Source organism: Xanthobacter sp. (genome assembly GCF_041911315.1).
GTDB classification, from domain to species: Bacteria; Pseudomonadota; Alphaproteobacteria; order Rhizobiales; family Xanthobacteraceae; genus Xanthobacter; species Xanthobacter aminoxidans.
This window is the reverse complement of the sequence record NZ_JAYRPE010000019.1, coordinates 1-20,326: the sequence shown is the minus strand read 5'-3', so window position 1 is coordinate 20,326 and position 20,326 is coordinate 1. Positions and strand designations below refer to the sequence as shown.

Genomic DNA, 20,326 nt, shown 5'->3' with positions numbered 1-20,326 from the left:
CCGCGAAGAGCGGGGCGGCGCACATGCTGCGGATATTGTGACGGCAACCTTTTTCCGCATTTTGCGAGAAGAGGCCGACCATGGGTTGCCGGATGGCAGACTGGTATAATTTGCCGGCTACTGACGCATTGCGTGGCAGTTCGGCCGGCCGCGCGAATCGTGACCCAGATCAAATTTTGCGTTGCAATAAGGGGGGATGCTTTGTATTGCATTGCATAGCTAGGACTGTCACGACGCAGGGAGATTTTCCGCTGCCTTAAGTTGTGGGCATCGCCTTTTGTACTCCTGAGATGGGTGTTGCAAGCTTTGGGCGTGTGAAGCTCGCCTACCGCTGGTATTGCAAGGTCGAACTCGGCTGCCGAAGGCGATGGGGGCGATTTTGTCTTGAGTTTTCTTTGTCTCGGATACTCCTCGCGGGATGTCGTTCCCATAGGGCGCTTTTGGCTTCCTCGCAGCCTCCGCTCTCTGCGGCCTCGCCTGCATCGCGCTCGCGTGTTTTCGAGGTCTTGTCGGTATTGGTGGCTTGGTATCGGCCAGGCGAGTTCGGTCGTTGCTGCCGCAAACCGTTAAAGTGATTTGTTGAATGCGGCCCGCAGGCGCAGTCGCGCTGCGAAGGGCCGGGACGGGGCTTCATCCTGCGGATTTGGGTGGGGTCTTGTGGTGTGGGGCGGATGGGGTTGAGCGGCTTCGTCCTGCTTCGGGGGTGACGCTAGTTTATGAGGCGATTCATGTCTGTGCAGGTTCCGTCGAACGGAAAAGTTGCTCTTATCACCGGCGTGACGGGTCAGGATGGGGCCTATCTATCGGAATTGCTGCTGTCCCAGGGCTATGTCGTTCACGGCATCAAGCGGCGCTCGTCGTCCTTCAACACCGGCCGCATCGAGCACATCTACCAGGACCCCCACGAGGGCGACGCCCGCTTCATCCTGCACTACGGGGACATGACCGACTCCACCAACCTGATCCGGGTGGTGCAGCAATGTCAGCCGGACGAGATCTACAATCTTGCCGCGCAGAGCCATGTGCAGGTGTCGTTCGAGACGCCGGAATACACCGCGAACGCCGACGCCATCGGCGCGCTGCGCCTGCTGGAGGCGATCCGCATCCTGGGGCTCGAAAAGAAGACTCGCTTCTATCAGGCCTCCACGTCCGAGCTGTATGGGCTGGTGCAGGAAGTGCCGCAGTCCGAGACCACACCCTTCTATCCCCGCAGTCCTTATGCGGCGGCCAAGCTCTACGCCTACTGGATCGTGGTAAACTACCGCGAGGCCTATGGCATGCATGCCTCCAACGGCATCCTGTTCAACCATGAGAGCCCGCTGCGCGGTGAGACCTTCGTCACCCGCAAGATCACCCGCGCGGTCGCGGCGATCAGCCACGGGAAGCAGCAGAAGCTCTATCTCGGCAATCTCGACGCCAAGCGAGACTGGGGCCATGCGCGCGAGTATGTCCGCGGCATGTGGCTGATCCTCCAGCAGGAAACCGCGGACGACTATGTGCTTGCCACCGGCGAGACCACGGAGGTCCGCAAGTTCGTGGAATGGGCGTTCGAGGACGTGGGTCTCCATCTGGAATGGCGTGGCAGCGGCGTCGACGAGAAGGGCTACGACAAGGCGTCCGGCCGCTGCCTCGTGGAGGTGGACCCGCGCTACTTCCGCCCGACCGAGGTGGACCTGCTCATCGGCAACCCCAGGAAGGCCCACGAGAAGCTCGGTTGGACCCACGAAACCTCCGTGCGCGATCTGTGCCGCGAGATGGTCCAGGAGGACCTGAAGGTGATGCAGACGGCGACCGTCATGAAGGAAGCCTGACATGGCATCCTACGCGCTCCAGGGGAAAAACGTCTGGGTTGCCGGCCATCGGGGCATGGTGGGGTCGGCGATCGTTCGGCGGCTCGCTTCGGAGGGGTGCGACATCATCACCGCGTCGCGCGCCGACGTGGATTTGAAGGATCAGGCCGCCGTTCGCGCCTTCGTCGAGCGGGTTCGTCCGGACGCCGTATTCCTCGCCGCGGCGAAGGTGGGGGGCATCCTCGCCAACGACACCTATCCGGCCGATTTCCTCTACGACAACCTGATGATCGAGGCGAACATCATCGAGGCGTCTCATCGTTTCGGTGTCGAGAAGCTGCTGTTTCTCGGCTCGTCGTGCATCTACCCGAAGATGGCGCCACAGCCCATCACCGAGGACTCGCTGCTGACTGGTCCGCTGGAGCCGACCAACGAATGGTATGCGATCGCCAAGATCGCCGGCATCAAGCTGGCGCAGGCCTATCGTCGCCAGCACGGCAGCGACTTCATCTCGGCCATGCCCACCAATCTCTACGGGCCTGGTGACAATTTCGATCTCAATTCCAGCCATGTGATGCCGGCCCTCATCCGCAAGGCGCACGAGGCGAAGCTGCGCGGCGACAAGGAGATCGTCATGTGGGGCACGGGCACGCCCCGCCGCGAGTTCCTCCACGTCGACGATTGCGCGGACGCCTGCGTGCTGCTGATGAAGACGTATTCGGGCGACACCCACATCAACGTGGGCTCTGGAGAGGACGTGACCATCCTCGAGCTGACCCGCACGGTCTGCGACGTCGTCGGCTTCACCGGAGAGATCGTGCACGACCTGTCCAAGCCTGATGGCACGCCGCGCAAGCTGATGAGCGCGGACAGCCTCCGGGCGTTGGGATGGACGCCGTCCATCCCTCTGCGAGAGGGCATCGCGGCGAGCTATCGCTGGTTCCTGGAGAATCAAGGCGAGCTCAGGGCCGCGAGCTGAAGCGGCGGCGAGCGGCGCAGGTCATGGACGGATTTTGAATGGGCAAGCTTCTCGTCTCGGCCATGAACCACGCACCGGAACTCACCGGCTGCGGCAAATACACCGGAGAGCTGGTGGCGCTCATGGTCCGCCGCGGCCATGAGGTTGAGGTGGTGACTGCCCCGCCCCATTATCCCGGCTGGACGGTCAAGGCGCCTTATCGCAACCGCTACTCCACCGAAGTGTTGGACGGCGCGCGCCTCTATCGCTGCCCTGTCCTGGTGCGCGCCGCCATGGGCGGCGTGTGGCGGCTGATCGCGCCGATGTCGTTCGCGCTCACTTCGGCTCCCGTCACGCTGTGGCGGGCTCTGAGCCGTCGGCCGGATACCGTTCTGTCTATCGAGCCGACCCTGTTTGCGGCTCCGTTCGTGCTGCTTTCGGCTTGGCTCACCGGCGCGCGCACCGTGCTCCATGTACAGGATCTTGAGGTGGACGCGGCCTTTGCCGTCGGGCACCTCGGCGGGGCAGGGGGGCTGAAGCGCCTCGCTGCCGCCTTCGAGCGGTTCTGCCTGTCGCGGTTCGACACCATCGTCACGATCTCCCAGCGCATGGCGGAGAAGATCGCCGAGAAGGGCATTCCCGAGGCGCGCATTGCATTGGTGCGCAACTGGGTGGATCTCGGTCACATCCGCCCGTCGCCGACAGATCTTGCCTATCGCGAGGAACTGGGCCTGCCGCGTGATGCCTTCGTGGCGCTCTACTCCGGCAACGTCGGACCCAAGCAGGGGCTCGACGTTGTGGTCGAGGCGGCGCGGCTGCTGGCGGACCGGAACGACATCGTCTTCGCCATCGCCGGCGAGGGGCCTTCCCTGGAAGGCTTGCGGCGTCAGGCCGCGGACCTCCCCAATGTGCGTTTCCTGCCCTTCCAGCCCTATGCACGCCTGTCGCAATTCCTGAGCGTGTGCGACCTGCATCTTCTGCCTCAGCAGGCGAGCGCGGCGGATCTGGTGCTGCCGTCCAAGCTCGGCGGCATGCTGGCGAGCGGTCGGCCGATCCTGGTCACCGCGGAGCCCGGCACCGAACTGGCAGACTTCCTCGCTGGGGCCGCCACCCTCGTGAGCCCGGGAGACGCCGGGGCGATGGCCGATGCCGTGCGGCGCCATCAGTCGGGCGGCCTGCCCGACACGAGCGTGCGGTGTGGTCAGCTTGCCGCGACATTGTCCGAACAGAGCGCGATGGATAAACTCGAAGACCTGTTGATGCCGGCAGGAACCGGCGATCGTCAACGTGATGCCCGTCGCGAACGGGATAGCGCGCACAGCGCGTGAAGCAGCCGTGCTGCCGCACGTGCGGGGGCCAAGACAGGTTGCGTGATTTCGGCCGGTGCACGGCCCTACGGTTGCGTTAGGGCATCGCGCGTTGCCATGCCTTGGTTTGGGACACTTTCGGGGTAGGTGTGTGATAATATTAGATGTTGTATCTCGTTTCGTAAGTGGTGCTTGTCTCGGCTCCATGCAGGGCGTTGCAATCATCTACTGAGTGTTCTGCGCCGACGGTAAGGATGGAAGGAAAATAATGAGCGCCTTTTTGCGGACGTCCTATTGGCTCGTGCTGATAGCCGGCGCGATCGCCCAGGCGTTCCTGGGAGCCGATCCGGTCGTCCTTGGCGTTATGGTGGTCATATGCTGCTTCGAGCCGGCCATCGTTCGCGGCCAGCCGATGCGCTCGTCCGACGTCATGATGCTCGGACTGATCATGTATTCCGGGTATTTTCCCATCCTCATCAAGACTGCGCTTGGACAGGCCGTTGACGAAAATCTCACCGATCCGGTCAATTCGAGCATCGTGCATTTCCTGGGATTTGCCTCGGTTTTTGTCGGATATCTGCTTTCGTATCGGTTTACTGCGGTTTCCCCCTTCATATCCAACTTGGCGGCCGTGCTGACGGACGACAAGAAGTTGAAGGCGTGCGCGCTCGTCTGTTTCCCGATTGGTGCGGCCATCACTGTCGCGCATATCATCTTGCGACCGGCCGCCTCGCAGGTCTCGGTCGACGCCGGCGATTCCGTCGGCTTTCTCGGGAATTTCTCGTTTATCGCGAACTTCGCCCTTATCTGCCAGGCCGCCTACGCCTTCGGTCTGGGCGGAGGCCGGCGTCGAGGCATGGTATTTCTGAGCGTCATGTTGCTCACCTTCATGGTGTTGTCCGTGTTGGGTAACGTGAAGTACATCTTCGTTTCTTGTATATTGTCGATAATTTTCATAATTATATTTTCGCGCCATACCGTAAATGTCGCGAAAGAGGCGGTTGTTGGGGCGATTATATTCTTCATTCTTGCTTTTTATATTTCTCCTATCATCCATCTGTCGAGAGATGCGTCTACCACGCAGACGATCAGTGAACGCGTTGAGCTCGCACTGGGCTGGCTGGATCGCGTGGATTACAATCCGTTCGAGCTGCAGGAGAGGGCGGAAGCGAAGCTGGCCGTGTATGGCTCCTTCCGCGATCCGTCACTGAACTATCTGTTTCCGAGCACGGCCAATCTGGATCGCTTCTGCATCATCCAGCCGGTGGATCAGGTCGTCTCCCGCTCCGAGTTTTTCGGCATTCAAGGCTTTGAATCCTTCCAGGGCCTGGCGTCGTCGATCCTGCCCTCTTTCGTCGTGGAGAAGCTCGCCGCATCCAGCCCGGATTTCATCGCTTGGTATTACGGAATAAGAACTCCGGGCGTGGTCGGGCGCCCCGTCATCGGACTGACGGCGAGTTCCTTTGCCGTCGGGGGATATCCGGCTGCGATATTCCTGCCCGGGTTGATCATGTTTGGCGCCTTCTACCTGGTCAATCGTTTCTCCGGGCCGTTGAAGGGCAACGTCGTCGGCGTCTTCATGCTGGGTGTGTGCTTGGCCCTCATCGAGAAGGAGGCGGCTGAGATCATCGCCTTTTTTGCCCGTCAGTTTTTGATCGTGCTGGCATTTCTGTTCATCGTCCGGCAAGCGCTGGGCCTTGTGACGGCGCAGGCCGTGTCTGCAATGCCCACCCGGGTCTCCTTGAAACGCTGAGGGCGGTGCGGTGGCCTTTGGATCGGCAAAGCCGAGGATGGCGAGGAACGCTCAGATGTCGCTGATGAACCGGCGCACTGCCTTGGCTCTGTTGGGTGCCGGGGGGGTCCATCTCGGCCTCCGTCCGAGCCCAGCCGTGGCGTCGGATGAAATGGCGGAATGGGGCGGCATCGATCAATGGGGACCGCGCTTCCGCTGGGATGAGACCGCGGGGCTGCTGATCACCAAGGGCGGGGGACCGGGCTACGCCACCCGCACGACCAGCGCGATGATGGTCCATCCGACCCGCGAAAGCGCGACCTACGCCGTCGCGCTCGCGGACTACGGGCATCCGCGCGCGGCGGAGCGGATCAACCGGATCGTGATGCGGCTCGCCGACGAGCAGGATACCAATCCCTTCAGCCTGACGTTCGGCACGTGGCCCTGGTATGTCGAGGAACCGCTCTCGGAAATGCGGCCGCCGGACCTCAACTGGGCCAATTTCATCGGAGCGCGGCTGTGCGAGCTGCTGTGGGACCACGGCGGGCTGCTCACCCCCGAAGCTCGCTCCAAGGCGAATTTCGTCCTGCTCAACGCCTGTGCGTCCATCATGCGGCGGAACGTTGGCCTCGACTATACCAACGTCGCGGTGATGGCGATCCGGGTGACCGGTATGGCAGGGCACCTGCTGAATATGCCGGAACTGACCAGCTATGCCGTCACGCAGATGCAGCGCTTCAGTGCCTATACGCGGCAGCAGGGCGGCCTGACTGAATACAACAGCCCGGTCTACACGGTCCTTGCGCTGACGGAGCTGGAGGCGATCGTCTACTACCTTTCTGACGAGCGGATCCATCGCGACGCGTCGGCCCTTTGGCGCGAAACGTGGGAAACCGTCGCCTTCCATTTCCATCCACCGACCCAGCAGTGGGCCGGGCCGCACAGCCGGGCCTATATGGACCTTCTCGCCACCGAGGGCTGGCCCATGGTGGAGGAACGGATCGGGCGCGATGTCCCCGCGCGGTTGCGCGCATTGCAGCGCCCCCCCAAATACTCGATCCCCTGCCCGGAGGATTTGAAGGTCTATTTCACCGATGCGGCGCCGCTCCCCCGCACCGTGCGAGAGCGCTACCGTCGCTTCGCCGACAATGGCGACGAGATCTGGGGCACCACATGGCTGGCGCCGGAAGCCTGCCTCGGCAGCGCATCCATCGCCATGTGCTGGGCGCAGGCCCACCCGGTGATCGGATATTGGAAGGGCAGCGCCAAGCCGGTCGTCTTCCGCGCCCGGGTCATGAAGGACAAGTTCGATTTCGCCTCCTTCGGCATGCGCGCGGCCCAGAGCGAAGGCCGGGTGCTCGTGGCGGCCTATCCGCTCGTCGACGCTGGCGATCGATTTCCCAACATGTTCCGGTCGAAGGACGGATACGAGGGCTCCGAGCTGCGGTTCCGCTTTACCGTGCAGGGGGCAGGGGCCCAGGCGCGGCGGATCGCCGACGACAAGATCGAGCTGAGCGCCGGCGGTTGGAAGGCCGTGGTCTCCACCGGACCTTGTCGCTATGACGGGCGCGATGTCACCGGCCAGTGGACCGCCCGAACCGAGGGAGATATCGCCCTCGCCGAAGTGCCGGTGCCGCTCGCGGGGCGGATCAAGCCCGAAGAGCTTAAGGATACGCTGTTTTCTGCGGGGGTGTCCGTCGTGCCGGTCGCCGAGGTCGCCAATCCGCCGGCCGTTACGGTCGGCGAGGCGCACGACGCGCGGGTGGCTTCCAAATCGCTGAGCTGGGGGGATTTGCGGCTGGTCTCGCCTGCCGTTCCGGTATCGAGATGATCCGTCCCGACCGCCGAATGCAGATCGGGATTGCATCTTCTGAAATGGTTCTAATCGCCGTGAGGAGGCGAGATGTCCGTTATTGATCAATTCGCGGGCGTGCGTGTGCTGTGTCTCGGCGACGTCATGCTTGATCGCTTCGTCATGGGGGCCGCGCGCCGCATTTCGCCGGAAAGCCCGGTGCCGGTGCTGTCGGTGACAGGCAGCACCACCATCGCCGGCGGCTCGGCAAACGTGGCGCGTAACATCGCCTCCCTGGGGGGCCGGTGCACGCTGGTCGGCGTCATCGGGGCCGATTCCTGCGGCGCGGAACTCAAGCGCATCCTCGATGAGACGCCGGGTGTCGCGTCGACCTTCGTGGAGGTGCCGCAACGTCCCACCACCGAGAAGATCCGCTTCGTCGCCCAGGGCCAGCACATGCTGCGCTCGGATAGCGAGGACAATTCGCCCGTCGCGCCGGACGTGGAGGAGGCGATCGTCGCCCGGATCGCAGCGGCGCTGCCGGAGCACGATGTGGTGGTGCTCTCGGACTACGCGAAGGGCGTCCTAACGACGGACGTGATCCGGCGGGTGGTCGAGTTGGCGACACGGCGCGGGGCCCCCGTCATTGTCGATCCCAAGAGTTCGGACCTGGCGCGCTATGACGGGGCGACCCTGGTCACGCCCAATCTGCACGAGACTTACCTTGCGACCGGCATCCAGGGGGACGACGATGCGTCGGCCGTGGCGGCGGCCCGCAAGGTGCTGGCCGGCACCACGATCGGGGCGGTCCTCGTGACCCGCTCGGAAAAGGGCATGACGCTGGTGCAGCGCACCACCGAGCCAGTCCACATCCCCACCGCCGCCCGCGAGGTGGCCGACGTGGTGGGTGCCGGCGATACAGTCATCGCGGCCCTCTCGCTGGTGGTCGGTGCCGGTGGGGACCTGCAGGAAGCGGCCTATATCGCGAATGCTGCTGCCGGCGTGGTGGTGGGCAAGCGCGGCACTGCCACCGTCTCGCGCGATGAACTCCTCGCCGAGCTGGACCGGCAGAGCTACACGGACGGGAACCCGTCCTCAGCCAAGGTCGTCTCGCGCGCGGAGGCGGCGGCGCAGGTCGCGGCCTGGCAGCGCCACGGGCTTGCCGTTGGCTTCACCAATGGCTGCTTCGACATCGTCCATGTGGGGCATGTGGGCATCATCGAATTCTCCCGGGCCCATTGCGACCGCCTCGTGGTCGCGGTGAATTCGGACGCTTCGGTGAAGCGGCTCAAGGGGCCGAGCCGCCCGGTCAACGGCGAAATGGATCGGGCGCAGGTGATTGCGGCCCTCGGAGCCGTCGACCTGGTGGTGGTGTTCGACGAGGACACGCCCAAGGAGATCATCGAGGAACTCCAGCCGGATGTTCTCGTGAAGGGGGCAGACTATCAGGTCTCCGAGATTGTCGGCGCCGACAGCGTGCTCGCGCGAGGAGGCCGGGTGCTGCGCTTCGAGCTCGTTCCCGGGCGCAGCACCACCAAGGTCATCAGCCGCATGACCGAGGGCGTCAGCGCCTGAACGGCTCGTTCCCGCTCGGCCCGCCGGTTCGCCGCGCGGGCCGGCGCCTTCCCCCTTCCGCCCGCGACATCGGCATCTCGCTAGCCGCCCGGCTCAAGTGGCCGCCTCAATTCTCGACAGGGTCACGTCTTCGATGAAGCGCCTGATCATCTACCGGCTCGGAAGTCTCGGCGACACCATCATCGCCTTACCCTTCTTCCGGCGTGTCGCCGAACTCTATCCCGACCACGAGCGCATCGTGCTGACCAATGTGCCGGTCTCATCCAAGGCGGCCCCGCTGCTGTCGGTTCTGGGGACCGAAATCGTGCATGGCGCGCTGTCCTATCCGGTGGGCACGCGCAGCCCGGCCGCCTTGTGGGACCTGCGCCGCCGGCTGATGGCACTCGGCGCGGATACAATGATCTACATGATGCCTTCACGCGGGGTCGTGAACGTCTACCGAGACCTGCTGTTCTTCAAGCTGTGTGGCTTCCGCAGCATCATCGGGGTTCCCTACACTCGCGACCTAGACACCTGCCGCATCTCCCCGCAGACCGGTGAGGAGGAGCCGGAATGCGAGCGCGTCGGCCGCGCGCTCGCAGCGCTCGGTCCGGTGGATCTGCATGATCCCGCCAATTGGGATCTGGCGCTGACGCACGGCGAGCTCGCCGCGGGCCGCGGGATCGTGGCGCCCATCGCAGGCGTGCCATCCATCGCGATCAATATGGGCGGCAAGGCGGCGCAGAAGGACTGGGGCGTCGACAATTGGCGCAGCCTGCTCGGCGAGATCAGCCAGAAGCATCCAGGACATGGCTTGCTGGTGGTGGGGGCCGCCGAGGACTCGGCGCGCGTGGACGCGATACGCGACGTCTGGCGCGGGCCGCTGATCGACGCCTGCGGCGCTCTCGCTCCCCGTGAATCGGCGGCGGCGATGCAGACCGCGCAGCTTTTCATCGGGCACGATTCAGGGCCGCTGCACCTTGCCTCCGCGGCCGGCGTGCCCTGTATCGGGCTGTTCGGTGATTTCAACCGGCCGCGCAAGTGGCATCCCTATGTGGGCCGGAACCGCACGATCCATGACATGCGGGGGGTGAGGGCGATCACCGTCGATCAGGTGGTTGCGGCGGTGGCGGAGCAAATTGGCTGATGCACCAGACTTCGCACTTCCGGTCCCCAGCGTCTTTCCCGGTGCCGAGCGGCTGTGGGAGGCTCTTTCAGGCATGAGTCGTATTCTGTCGTTCCGGCGGGTCGGGCTGACCTTCTCCGCCCAGATCTACAACCAGATTGTGATACTCGGCGTGCAGCTGGTGCAGGTGCCGTTCCTGCTCGCTGCATGGGGTTCCGAGCGTTACGGCGGTTGGCTCGTGCTTTACGCGGTGCCAAGCTACCTGACGCTGACCGACCTCGGTTTCACCTCGGTTGCCAAGAACCAGATGGTGATCCACGCGGCGAAAGCGGACCGAACCGGCGTGCTGCGCGTGTACCACAGCGTGTTCGCCCTTCTGCTGGTGGCGACGGCCGTCATTCTCGGCGCCTGCATTCTGGGCGTGGAATCGGTCTCGCTCACGACGACTTTCGCCCTCGGGCCGCTGAGCGAGAGTGAGGCCAAGCAGACCATCCTGTTCCTCGTCGGGAGTGTGGTCTGCTACCAGTTCCTGCTGCTGTTGGGCTCTGGCGTGCGCGCCAGCGGCAGGCCGGCCGCCGAAGTCATCGCGGCAGCGACGGCGCGCCTGCTCGAGGGCGTTGCGACCGTGGCGGTCGCGCTGGTGACGACGCGTGTGGAACTGGCAGCACTCGCCGTGCTGATCACGCGGATCGGAATGGTCATTGGCGTGTGGACATGGCTCAGGATCGTCGCGCCGGAACTCCGGCTTGGCCTGAAGAACGCACGCCTGGACGAGATCCGGCGCATGGCGAATCCCTCCTTCAGCTACATGCTGCTCGGGCTCGCGCAGGCCATTGCCATCCAGGGACCTATCGTTCTCCTCGGCGCGCTGGCGACCACGCAGGAGACCGTGCTCTTTTCCACCTCGCGCACGCTGGCGCGCATGGGCACGTCTGCGGCGAACCTCGTCAACTTTTCCTTCGCGCCGGAGTATTCGCGCATGCACGGCGAGGGCAACCGATCCGCCTTCGCCCGCCTGCGCAAGATTCACGTGCTCATCGGCTTGGTGGGCATTCCCGCCTACGGCATCGGGCTGTGGGCGCTCGGCCCCTTCATCATGGCGCTGTGGACCCACGGCCATGTGGCCGTGGTCTATCCTTTCTTTGCGCTGATGAACGGGGCTGTGGCGGCAGAAATGCTGTGGGGCTGCCTGTTCACGCCCATCGCCGCCATCAACCGCCATGTGCGGCTGTCCTACATCTTTGTCGGCTTGACGATGGTTTGCGCGGTGCTGGCCTACAGCTGGGCCGTGTCGTGGGGCGCGACCGGGGTGGCCGCAGCCTTGTTGCTGTTGCATGTCGCCATGTCGGTGCTCGTGTTGCTGCTGCGGCCGCGGGGATGAATGCGTGCCTCATGACGCGGCCTTTGCACGGGTGCGGCGGCGATGGGGATATCGGGATTGCCGGCAGCCGCGCCGTGCGCGGCGCCGGCTCCAACCACGAGGGGTCGGGGGCTCCATGAAAAAGCGGCTGAGAATCATCGCGGGAGTCAATCCGAGCGAGGGCGGCCCCATCGAGGGCATCCGGCAGCAGGCTCCGTTCCACGCGGCGGCGGGCATCGAGGAGCATGTGGTGTCCCTCGACCCGCCGGATGCGCCATGGGTGCAGAACTTCCCCCTCACCGTGTTCGGCCTCGGCGAGCCCCTTGGTTCGGTGCCGGAATGGAAGCGACGCCTGCCCTGGCGCCGGTACGGCTATCGCCCCGCACTGCTGCCGTGGCTGAAGGCCCATGTGCGGGACTATGACGTGGTGACGGTCCACGGGCTGTGGAACTACTCCACCATGGCGGCACGCTTGGCGCTCGTCGGCTCGGGCGTGCCCTATCTGGCCCAGACGCACGGCATGCTCGACCCGTGGTTCAAGCACAATTTCCCGGTCAAGGCCGCGGGCAAGCAGGCGTTCTGGCTGTTCAACGAGGGCCCGCTCCTGAACAATGCGGGCTTCGTGCTGTTCACCACCGAGGAGGAGAAGATCCTCGCCCGCGAGTCGTTCGGTCCCTATCGGGTGAACGAGCGCGTGATCGCCTATGGCACGTCCGACCCTGGCCCGTTGAAGCCCGAGCACGCGGAGGCCTTCCGCGCGGCGGCACCGGAGCTGAAGAAGCCCTATCTCCTGTTCCTCAGCCGGGTTCACCCGAAGAAGGGCTGCGACCTGCTCATCGACGCCTTCGCGGATGTCTGCCGCGACCGTGACGACCTGGATCTCGTGATGGCGGGGCCGGCTTCGGATGAGTATCTCGCCGAGCTCAAGGCCCAGGCCGCGCGCCATGGCATCGGCGACCGCATCCACTGGCCAGGCCTGCTGCGGGGCGATGCCAAGTGGGGCGCGTTCCATCAGGCGGAGGCGTTCGTGATGCCCTCCCATCAGGAGAATTTCGGCATCGTCGTCGCCGAGGCGATGGCTTGCTCGAGGCCGGTGCTCATCACCAACAAGGTGAACATCTGGCGCGAAGTCACCGCCAGTGGCGGCGGCCTCGCGGAAGACGACGATCTGGCCGGCACCGCCCGTTGCCTTGCCGCATTTCTTGAGATGCCGCCCGAGGCCCGCGCCCTCATGGGCGCCCGCGCGCGGGAGGCATTCCTGCGGCATTTCCAGGTCAGTCAGTCAGCCAAGGATGTCAACGCGGCGTGCCTCGACGCCATCGCCGGCCGCACCTGAGGTTCCCGAGCTGGCCTACTGCCGCAGAATGCCGACAGCATTCCCCGCCTTCGTGAAACGGGGACTGCTCTTTTCGAGGCCCGGTCAGGCCTTGCGACGGGTCGTCGCGCCGCCAAACCCGACCACCGCCAGCCCCAGCGCGATCAACGCGTTCCAACCCGCCATGGACAGCCCGAACATCCGCCACGCCGCTTCGTCGCAGCGGGGCACGCGGGCGCCCTTGAGGGCGGAGAGGACATTGCTCGTCGCCACCGGGGCGCCGGTGCAGGCCGTGGGGCCGGTCCAGAACTGCCACTCGATGCCGGCGTGGTAGATCGCCAGACCGGCGTTCGCCAGCATGGCGACACCCAGCAGGGCGAGCAGGACGCGAGCCGGTCCGGACCGGTCGGTTCGGGCGAGGAAGAAGGCGATCAGTCCCAAGGGGATAGCAGCATAATAGGCGATGCGCTGGTCGAGGCAGAGGGGGCAGGGCGCCAGCCCGACGACCAGCTGGAAATACCAGGCAGCGCTGAGGGCCATGACAGAGCCCGCCACCAGCAGCAGGGACGCGGTTTCCTTCGTGGTCGGATACAAGGCAGGCTCCGTTCTCGGTCGGCGGCAAGGTCCCGCGATAGCTTGGGCGAGGCGTCATTGTCCATGCGCTGTGCGTTGATTGACGCTCATGTGACCGGGCCTGACGCAAGGTTCGATGGTGCGCCCCTACCTTGGAAATATTCTTACTCACCCCCTCCCGTATGGCGCTGCTGTGCAGCATGGGGTATAAATTTGCTAGTCGTCTTCGGAGGCATTCGCATTGCGTTTCCCTCGGCGGCGCATATTTTGGTTTTAGCTACGAAGATTGCAGCCGAAATGACCGAGATGCCCCGCGCCCGTACCACCTTCAGCACCTCCTTCTCCCAGGGCGGTGACATGCAGGTTGAACCGATCCTTCCCGTTGCACAGCTTCGGGATGTGAATACGGCGCGTCGCACTGGCTGCCCCTTCCACGACGTCCGCGAGATGCTGAAGGAAGTCGGCTTGCGGCCGACCCGCCAGCGTCTGGCCCTCGGCTGGCTGCTGTTCGCCAAGGGCGACCGGCATGTGACGGCTGAAATCCTGCACGAGGAAGCCATCAAGGCGCGCTTCCCGGTCTCGCTCGCCACCGTCTACAACACGCTGCATCAGTTCACGGAAGTGAGCCTGCTGCGCGAGGTGGCGGTGGATGGCTCGAAGACCTATTTCGACACCAACGCCTCCGACCACCACCATTTCTTCGTCGAGGGCCAGAACGACCTCGTGGATATCCCGGCCGCTGACGTGGCTGTGAACCTGCTGCCCGAGCCGCCGGAAGGTTATGAGGTGGCGCGCGTGGACGTGGTCGTCCGCCTGCGCCGCAAGGGCACGAATCGCGTCTGATTCGCTTCTTTATCGCTGAGGGTCAGGCCGGGCATGTCCCGGCCTTTTTTGCGTCCGGACGCCGGCTCAGATGGTGCGCAGCGGCTTTTCCAGCACCGCCAGCACGCGGGGCAGTTCGTGGCCGCGCTTCAGGATGAGGCCGGTCTGCGAGACCACGCTGTAGATGCCCTGCTTGCGGGCGAGTCGGGGGTCCTTCTCGATGCGGTAGAGAGGGACGTCCATGGCGCGGCGAAAGATGCTGAACACGGCCTTGTCGCGTTGGAAATCAATGGCGTAGTCGCGCCATTCCCCCTGGGCGACCATGCGGCCGTAGAGGTCGAGAATCCGGTCCAGCTCGCGGCGATCGAAGGTGACGCGGAGGGGAGCGGGGGAGGGCGTGGAGGGCTGGACCGGCGAGGCACCGCGCCGCTGCAGGACTATGGGTTCGATGTCTCCCATCGGGCCTCCTTGTCCTTGTCTGGCATCACTTTCCGGCGGGGCTGCCGGGGATCGGATGCTTGCATTGCGTCATGATCCCTCCACCGGCGAACCCTTTCAAGGGCAATCCGTAGCCGGCTGCTCCCGATCGCTGGAAGGTATCTGGATACCCATCACGTCAACGTCAATGGAATCACAGTGTCGCCGGAATTCGGCCAATCGCGTGCCGCGGCCGGGCGCGATCTTTCTTCGCGTAGCAGGGCCGGTTCGTGAAGCGCTCCGGTCTATCCCAGCCCCCCAGCCCCCCGGGGTGCATCCGAACCGGCCACTGCTACGCACCGACTTCAGACCCCCGATGTAGGCCATCCCCCGCGGATGGCCTTTTTTTTGGCCGGCGCGGCGACGCGTTTCGTGTGTCGAATCGACACCCGAGTCAGGAGCAGTTCAGGGCGGTAAAAGGGGCCGTTCAGGCCGGTTCGACGGCAGTTCGGTCGAATGCCGGTTCAGTCGAGCGGGAAGAGGGTCGCGCCGACGATCTGTCCGGGCGTGGCCGGGGTGCCGGTCTGCACCATCACCGCCACCGCATCCATGCCATCGCGATGGATGTCCTTCAGCGGCACCCGGAAGGTGCGGGCGTCGCCCTGCCAGCGGGCCACCCGGGTCCAGCCGCGCACCACATTGGCATAGGTGACGTTGCGTCCGCCGTTCTCGCCCCGGCCGATGGAGACCGACTGGGTGCGGGCGACGGGGCAGGCCCACAGCTCGGCACCATCCTCGATAGAGAGGGGCTGGGGCAGGGTGATCTCCAGCGCATCGCCGTCCCGCTTCACCTCCACCGGGAGGGAGAGGCCGCCGGAGGCACGGGCGGTCATGACGGCGCGCTGCACCGCGGCGCGGTCGCTGCCCTTGGCGGCGATCTGGCCATCGATGACCATCTGGGGGGTGTAGATCTTCTTGTCCGGCCGCTGCTCGGCATAGGCCTTCTGGCGCAGGGAATGGCCGTGGAGGGCGAGAGTGTCCTTCCAGCCCACATAGTCCCAGTAATCCACCGAGAGGGTGAGCGCGAGCACCTGCGGATCCTTGGCGAGATCGTTCAGCAGCGCGTCGGCGGGCGGGCAGGAGGCGCAGCCCTGGCTCGTGAACAGCTCCACCACCACCTTCGGCTGGCTCTGCGCCAGCGCCGGCGAAGCGGCGAGGGCGAGGACAAGCGTGAGGGTGGAGCGGTTCAACATCATGGAGCGCAATGCGTTGTTGGAATGTGTCTCCGCAATAGCGGACGGCGGCACAGCACTCCAGTCACAAAGGGGTGCGGGGCGGTATCTTTGAGCCGCTCCAGACGCGCAAACGCCGGCCCGACAGGCATCGGGCCGGCGTTCATCACGGTTCCGTCAGCACCCTGGCGGGCGCCGAAAGATCAGGCCGAAGGTTCAGGCCGCCAGCGAGCGCAGCACGTAGGGCAGGATGCCGCCGTTGCGGAAGTAATCGAGCTCGTCCAGCGTGTCGATACGGCAGATCAGCTCGACATTCTTCACGGTGCCATCGGCGAACTTGATCTCGGCGGTGAGCGTCTGGCGGGGCTTGAGGTCGCCCTCGATGCCCTTGAGGGTGACGACCTCGTCGCCCTTGATGCCGAGGCTCTGCCAGCTCTCGCCGTCCTTGAACACCAGCGGCACGATGCCCATGCCGACCAGGTTCGAGCGGTGGATGCGCTCGAAGGACTGGGCCACCACGGCGCGCACGCCGAGCAGCTTGGTGCCCTTCGCCGCCCAGTCGCGGGAGGAGCCGGTGCCGTATTCCTTGCCGGCGAACACCACCAGCGGCACGCCTTCGGCCCGGTACTTCATGGCCGCGTCGTAGATGGGAAGCTGCGCGCCGTCCGGATAGTGGATGGTCACGCCGCCTTCCACGCCCGGCACCATCTGGTTCTTGATGCGGATGTTGGCGAAGGTGCCGCGCATCATCACTTCATGGTTGCCGCGGCGGGTGCCGTACTGGTTGAAGTCCACCGGGCGCACCTGATGGTCGATCAGGTACTGGCCCGCCGGGGACGCCTGCTTGATGGAGCCGGCCGGCGAGATGTGGTCGGTGGTGATGCTGTCGAGGAACAGGCCCATGATCCGGGCATCGATGATGTCCTTGACCGGCTCCGGCTCCTTCTGCATCCCGACGAAATAGGGCGGGTTCTGCACGTAGGTGGAGGCATCCTGCCAGGCGTAGGTCTGGCCGGTGGGCACCGCGATCTTCTGCCAGTGCTCGTCGCCCTTGAAGACGTCGGAATACTTTTCCTTGAACATCTTCTTGGTGACGTTCTCGCGGATGTACTGGGCCACTTCCTTGTTGGAGGGCCAGATGTCCTTGAGATAGACCGGGTTGCCGTCCTTGTCCGTGCCGAGGGGCTCGGTGGTCAGGTCGATCTGCAGCGAGCCGGCGATCGCATAGGCGACGACCAGGGGCGGGGAGGCGAGGTAGTTCGCCTTCACGTCCGGGTTCACGCGGCCTTCGAAGTTGCGGTTGCCGGAGATCACGGCGCCGGCCACGAGGTCGTTGGTGTTGATGGCCTCGGAGATGGCTTCCGGAAGCGGGCCGGAATTGCCGATGCAGGTGGTGCAGCCGAAGCCGACCAGGTTGAAGCCGAGCTTGTCGAGGTCGTCCTGCAGGTCGGCGGCCTTGAGATAGCCTTCCACCACCTGCGAGCCGGGTGCCAGCGAGGTCTTCACCCACGGCTTGGAGCGCAGGCCCTTCTTCACGGCCGCCTTGGCGAGGAGGCCGGCGGCGATGAGCACCGAGGGGTTGGAAGTGTTGGTGCAGGAGGTGATGGCGGCGATCACCACGTCGCCATGGCCGAGCGTGTAGTCGGCGCCGGAGACGGGAACGCGCTTGGCGGCCTCACCGGGCTTCTTGAACTCGCCTTCCAGCGCGGCCTGGAAGCCGGCCTTGGATTCGGAGAGCAGCACGCGGTCCTGCGGGCGCTTGGGGCCGGCCATGGACGGCAGGACGGTGTCGAGGTCCAGCTCCAGCGTATCGGTGAACACCGGGTCCGGGGTGTCCTTCTTGCGCCACATGCCCTGGGCCTTGGAGTACTTCTCCACCAGCTCAACGCGGCTGTCCTTGCGGCCGGTCTCGTCGAGATAGTCGATGGTCTCGCGGTCCACCGGGAAGAAGCCGCAGGTGGCGCCGTATTCCGGGGCCATGTTGGCGATGGTGGCGCGGTCGGCGAGGGAGAGGTGCTCAAGGCCGGGGCCGTAGAACTCGACGAACTTGCCCACCACGCCCTTCTTGCGGAGCATCTGGGTGACGGTGAGCACAAGGTCGGTGGCGGTGATGCCTTCCTTCAGCTTGCCGGAGAGCTTGAAGCCGATCACCTCGGGGATGAGCATGGAGATGGGCTGGCCGAGCATGGCCGCCTCGGCCTCGATGCCGCCCACGCCCCAGCCGAGCACGCCCAGGCCGTTGACCATGGTGGTGTGCGAGTCGGTGCCGACCAGCGTATCGGGATAGGCCACCTCGACCTTCTTGCCGTTGATCTCTTCCTTGCGGGTCCAGACCGTCTGGGCGAGGTATTCGAGGTTCACCTGATGGCAGATGCCGGTGCCGGGCGGGACGACGCGGAAGTTGTCGAACGCGTTCTGGCCCCACTTCAGGAAGCGGTAACGCTCCTGGTTCTGCTTGTATTCTTCCTCGACGTTCTTGCCGAACGCCTTGTTGTCACCGAAGAAGTTCACGATCACTGAGTGATCGATGACCAGATCCACGGGAACCAGGGGGTTGATGCGCTCGGGATCGCCGCCGAGGGCCACCATGGCGTCACGCATGGCGGCGAGGTCCACCACCGCGGGAACGCCGGTGAAGTCCTGCATCAGCACGCGGGCGGGGCGATAGGCGATTTCCTTTTCCGCCTTGCCGCGGTTGTTCACCCAGTCGGCGACGGAGATCACGTCTTCCTTCGTGACGGAGCGACCATCCTCGAAGCGCAGCAGGTTCTCGAGCAGCACCTTCATGGAGAAGGGGAGCGCGGAAATGCCCGGAAGGCCATTCTTCTCCGCCAGCTCGAGATCGTAATAGACGTACTCTTTGTCGTCTACCGTCAGGGTTGTGCGGCACTTGAAGCTGTCGAGGGAGGTCACGGCTGGAAAACTCCGGTTCGATGATCGACCGAAACAGCACCTCCTTTGACGGTGGAGGTCTTTTCTCCACCACCTTGGACGGCGCGGCTGCGGGCTTTATAGAGCCATTTCAAAGCGCGGTCATGCGATAACAGCGTTGAATGTGCAATGCACCAAAAGGCAGGGGTCGGCAACGCATGACTGTCAAGGCGCTGGTAGGGAATAACCTTTCCTGCCGAAGAGGATTCAACCTTCTGTTCGAGGGCCTCGCCGTGTCGGCGGCGGCCGGGCGGGCGCTCGTGGTGGTCGGGCCGAACGGGGCCGGCAAGTCCTCGCTGCTGCGCATCCTCGCCGGTCTGCTGGCCCCCACCGCGGGGACGGTCCGCCTGGATGGGGGCGGGGAGAGTGTCGGCGAGCATCTGCATTATCTCGGGCATGAGGATGCGGTGAAGGGCGCGCTCACGGTGGCCGCCAACCTCGCCTTCTGGCGCACGGTGCTGGGCGGCGGCGGGCTGGAGGTGGAAGAGGCGCTGGAGGAGGTGGGCCTCGGCGGCCTCGGCCGGCTGCGCGCGCAGGTGCTCTCCGCCGGCCAGAAGCGCCGCCTCGCCATCGCCCGCCTTCTGGTAGCGAAGCGACCGGTCTGGGTGCTGGACGAACCGACCACGGCGCTCGACGTGAAGGCGCAGGCCCGCTTCGCCGCCTTCGGCCGCGCCCACCTTGCCGCCGGCGGCCTCCTCATCGCCGCCACCCACGCGCCGCTCGACCTCGGCGAGACGGACGAACTCCGGCTGGGAGGCCGCCCATGATCGCCGCCTTCCTTGCCATCGTGCGCCGGGATCTGGCGCTGTCGCTGGGCGCCGGCGGGGGCGCGGGGCTGGGCGTGGTGTTCTTCCTGAGCGTGGTGACGGTGGTGCCGTTCGCGGTGGGGCCGGACCTCGTGCTCCTGGCGCGCATCGGCCCGGCGATCCTGTGGATCGGCGCGCTGCTGGCGAGCCTGATCGGGCTGGAGCGCCTGTTCGCCTCCGACGCGGAGGATGGCTCCCTCGATGCGCTCACCCTTTCCGCGCTGCCACTGGAATTGACCGCCGCCGCCAAGGGCCTCGCCCATTGGCTCGCCACCGGCCTGCCGCTGGTGCTCGCCGCCCCCGTGCTGGCGCTGATGCTGAATCTGGAGCCGGCCGCCATCGGCGCGGTGGTGCTGACGCTGCTGGTGGGCACGCCGGCCGTGACCTTCCTCGGCCTCATCGGCGCGGCCTTCGCCGGGGCGTTCCGGCGGGGCGGGCTTTTGATCGCGGTGCTGGTGATTCCCCTCACCATCCCGGTGCTGATCTTCGCCGTCTCGGCGACTCAGGCGGCGGTGGTGGGGCCGGTGCCGTTCGGCACGCCGTTCCGCGTGCTGGCGGGGCTCGCCCTGTTCGCGCTGGTGCTGGGGCCGGTGGCGGCTGCGGCGGCGCTG

The 20,326-nt window shown here is 65.3% G+C and carries 16 protein-coding genes; 12 read left to right on the top strand and 4 right to left on the bottom strand.

The features are described from left to right. Window positions 1-728 precede the first annotated feature (728 nt). From gmd to ACE3QW_RS06900, 9 genes are all read left to right on the top strand, one after another. Window positions 729-1,811 carry a GDP-mannose 4,6-dehydratase gene (gene gmd / locus ACE3QW_RS06940; RefSeq protein WP_374250946.1) on the top strand — a complete coding sequence of 361 codons (1,083 nt, stop codon included), beginning with the start codon at window positions 729-731 and terminating at the stop codon, window positions 1,809-1,811. A 1-nt stretch (window position 1,812) separates the two neighbouring features. Further along, window positions 1,813-2,769 carry a GDP-L-fucose synthase family protein gene (locus ACE3QW_RS06935; protein ID WP_374250945.1) on the top strand — a complete coding sequence of 319 codons (957 nt, stop codon included), beginning with the start codon at window positions 1,813-1,815 and terminating at the stop codon, window positions 2,767-2,769. 38 nt (window positions 2,770-2,807) lie between these two features. Then, complete coding sequence (locus ACE3QW_RS06930) at window positions 2,808-4,076, top strand: WcaI family glycosyltransferase (protein ID WP_374250943.1); 1,269 nt, start codon at window positions 2,808-2,810, stop codon at window positions 4,074-4,076. Window positions 4,077-4,323: 247 nt separating this feature from the next. Beyond that, entirely contained in the window at window positions 4,324-5,808 is a 1,485-nt protein-coding gene (locus tag ACE3QW_RS06925) for a hypothetical protein (protein ID WP_374250942.1), read from the top strand. A 55-nt stretch (window positions 5,809-5,863) separates the two neighbouring features. Beyond that, entirely contained in the window at window positions 5,864-7,618 is a 1,755-nt protein-coding gene (locus ACE3QW_RS06920; protein WP_374250941.1) for a hypothetical protein, read from the top strand. A 72-nt stretch (window positions 7,619-7,690) separates the two neighbouring features. Further along, on the top strand, window positions 7,691-9,154 hold the full coding sequence (gene rfaE1 / locus ACE3QW_RS06915; protein WP_374250940.1) for a D-glycero-beta-D-manno-heptose-7-phosphate kinase: 1,464 nt from the start codon (window positions 7,691-7,693) through the stop codon (window positions 9,152-9,154). 133 nt (window positions 9,155-9,287) lie between these two features. Next, complete coding sequence (locus tag ACE3QW_RS06910; RefSeq protein WP_374250939.1) at window positions 9,288-10,280, top strand: glycosyltransferase family 9 protein; 993 nt, start codon at window positions 9,288-9,290, stop codon at window positions 10,278-10,280. 73 nt (window positions 10,281-10,353) lie between these two features. After that, a complete protein-coding gene (locus ACE3QW_RS06905) occupies window positions 10,354-11,640 on the top strand; it encodes a lipopolysaccharide biosynthesis protein (protein ID WP_374250937.1) in 1,287 nt (428 codons plus the stop codon). Between the two features lie 115 nt (window positions 11,641-11,755). Then, window positions 11,756-12,955: a glycosyltransferase gene (locus tag ACE3QW_RS06900; protein ID WP_374250936.1), complete on the top strand. Its 1,200-nt coding sequence runs from the start codon at window positions 11,756-11,758 to the stop codon at window positions 12,953-12,955. A gap of 84 nt (window positions 12,956-13,039) precedes the next feature. Here the strand turns inward: ACE3QW_RS06900 and ACE3QW_RS06895 are convergent, their stop codons facing one another. After that, a complete protein-coding gene (locus tag ACE3QW_RS06895) occupies window positions 13,040-13,528 on the bottom strand; it encodes a disulfide bond formation protein B (protein ID WP_250165711.1) in 489 nt (162 codons plus the stop codon). A gap of 336 nt (window positions 13,529-13,864) precedes the next feature. Here ACE3QW_RS06895 and irrA point away from each other — a divergent pair, with 336 nt between their 5' ends. After that, the gene (gene irrA / locus ACE3QW_RS06890) at window positions 13,865-14,350 is read left to right on the top strand and encodes an iron response transcriptional regulator IrrA (protein ID WP_374250967.1); all 486 of its coding nucleotides are present in this window, start codon (window positions 13,865-13,867) and stop codon (window positions 14,348-14,350) included. 66 nt (window positions 14,351-14,416) lie between these two features. Here irrA and ACE3QW_RS06885 read toward each other — a convergent pair whose 3' ends face one another. The 3 genes from ACE3QW_RS06885 to acnA form a co-directional block, all read right to left on the bottom strand. Continuing rightward, the gene (locus ACE3QW_RS06885; RefSeq protein ID WP_024278775.1) at window positions 14,417-14,788 is read right to left on the bottom strand and encodes a DUF2794 domain-containing protein; all 372 of its coding nucleotides are present in this window, start codon (window positions 14,786-14,788) and stop codon (window positions 14,417-14,419) included. Between the two features lie 482 nt (window positions 14,789-15,270). Beyond that, window positions 15,271-16,002 carry a DUF1223 domain-containing protein gene (locus ACE3QW_RS06880; protein ID WP_374250935.1) on the bottom strand — a complete coding sequence of 244 codons (732 nt, stop codon included), beginning with the start codon at window positions 16,000-16,002 and terminating at the stop codon, window positions 15,271-15,273. 192 nt (window positions 16,003-16,194) lie between these two features. Then, the gene (gene acnA / locus ACE3QW_RS06875; protein WP_250165714.1) at window positions 16,195-18,891 is read right to left on the bottom strand and encodes an aconitate hydratase AcnA; all 2,697 of its coding nucleotides are present in this window, start codon (window positions 18,889-18,891) and stop codon (window positions 16,195-16,197) included. Window positions 18,892-19,067: 176 nt separating this feature from the next. Between acnA and ccmA the strand changes: the two genes are divergently transcribed. Beyond that, on the top strand, window positions 19,068-19,676 hold the full coding sequence (ccmA, locus tag ACE3QW_RS06870) for a heme ABC exporter ATP-binding protein CcmA (RefSeq protein ID WP_374250934.1): 609 nt from the start codon (window positions 19,068-19,070) through the stop codon (window positions 19,674-19,676). Beyond that, window positions 19,673-20,326, top strand: a 654-nt coding sequence (gene ccmB, locus ACE3QW_RS06865; RefSeq protein ID WP_374250933.1) for a heme exporter protein CcmB, incomplete at its 3' end; no start/stop codon positions are given. The genes ccmA and ccmB, both read left to right, overlap by 4 nt.

Bases quoted from the DNA above. Each gene is read 5' to 3' on its own strand.
- ccmA (WP_374250934.1), top strand. From the start codon at position 19,068: ATGACTGTCAAGGCGCTGGTAGGGAATAACCTTTCCTGCCGAAGAGGA.
- ACE3QW_RS06920 (WP_374250941.1), top strand. From the start codon at position 5,864: ATGTCGCTGATGAACCGGCGCACTGCCTTGGCTCTGTTGGGTGCCGGG.
- ACE3QW_RS06930 (WP_374250943.1), top strand. From the start codon at position 2,808: ATGGGCAAGCTTCTCGTCTCGGCCATGAACCACGCACCGGAACTCACC.
- ACE3QW_RS06880 (WP_374250935.1), bottom strand. From the start codon at position 16,002: ATGATGTTGAACCGCTCCACCCTCACGCTTGTCCTCGCCCTCGCCGCT.
- ACE3QW_RS06925 (WP_374250942.1), top strand. From the start codon at position 4,324: ATGAGCGCCTTTTTGCGGACGTCCTATTGGCTCGTGCTGATAGCCGGC.
- ACE3QW_RS06905 (WP_374250937.1), top strand. From the start codon at position 10,354: ATGAGTCGTATTCTGTCGTTCCGGCGGGTCGGGCTGACCTTCTCCGCC.
- gmd (WP_374250946.1), top strand. From the start codon at position 729: ATGTCTGTGCAGGTTCCGTCGAACGGAAAAGTTGCTCTTATCACCGGC.
- ACE3QW_RS06885 (WP_024278775.1), bottom strand. From the start codon at position 14,788: ATGGGAGACATCGAACCCATAGTCCTGCAGCGGCGCGGTGCCTCGCCG.
- ACE3QW_RS06910 (WP_374250939.1), top strand. From the start codon at position 9,288: ATGAAGCGCCTGATCATCTACCGGCTCGGAAGTCTCGGCGACACCATC.
- rfaE1 (WP_374250940.1), top strand. From the start codon at position 7,691: ATGTCCGTTATTGATCAATTCGCGGGCGTGCGTGTGCTGTGTCTCGGC.
- ACE3QW_RS06935 (WP_374250945.1), top strand. From the start codon at position 1,813: ATGGCATCCTACGCGCTCCAGGGGAAAAACGTCTGGGTTGCCGGCCAT.
- ACE3QW_RS06900 (WP_374250936.1), top strand. From the start codon at position 11,756: ATGAAAAAGCGGCTGAGAATCATCGCGGGAGTCAATCCGAGCGAGGGC.
- irrA (WP_374250967.1), top strand. From the start codon at position 13,865: ATGCAGGTTGAACCGATCCTTCCCGTTGCACAGCTTCGGGATGTGAAT.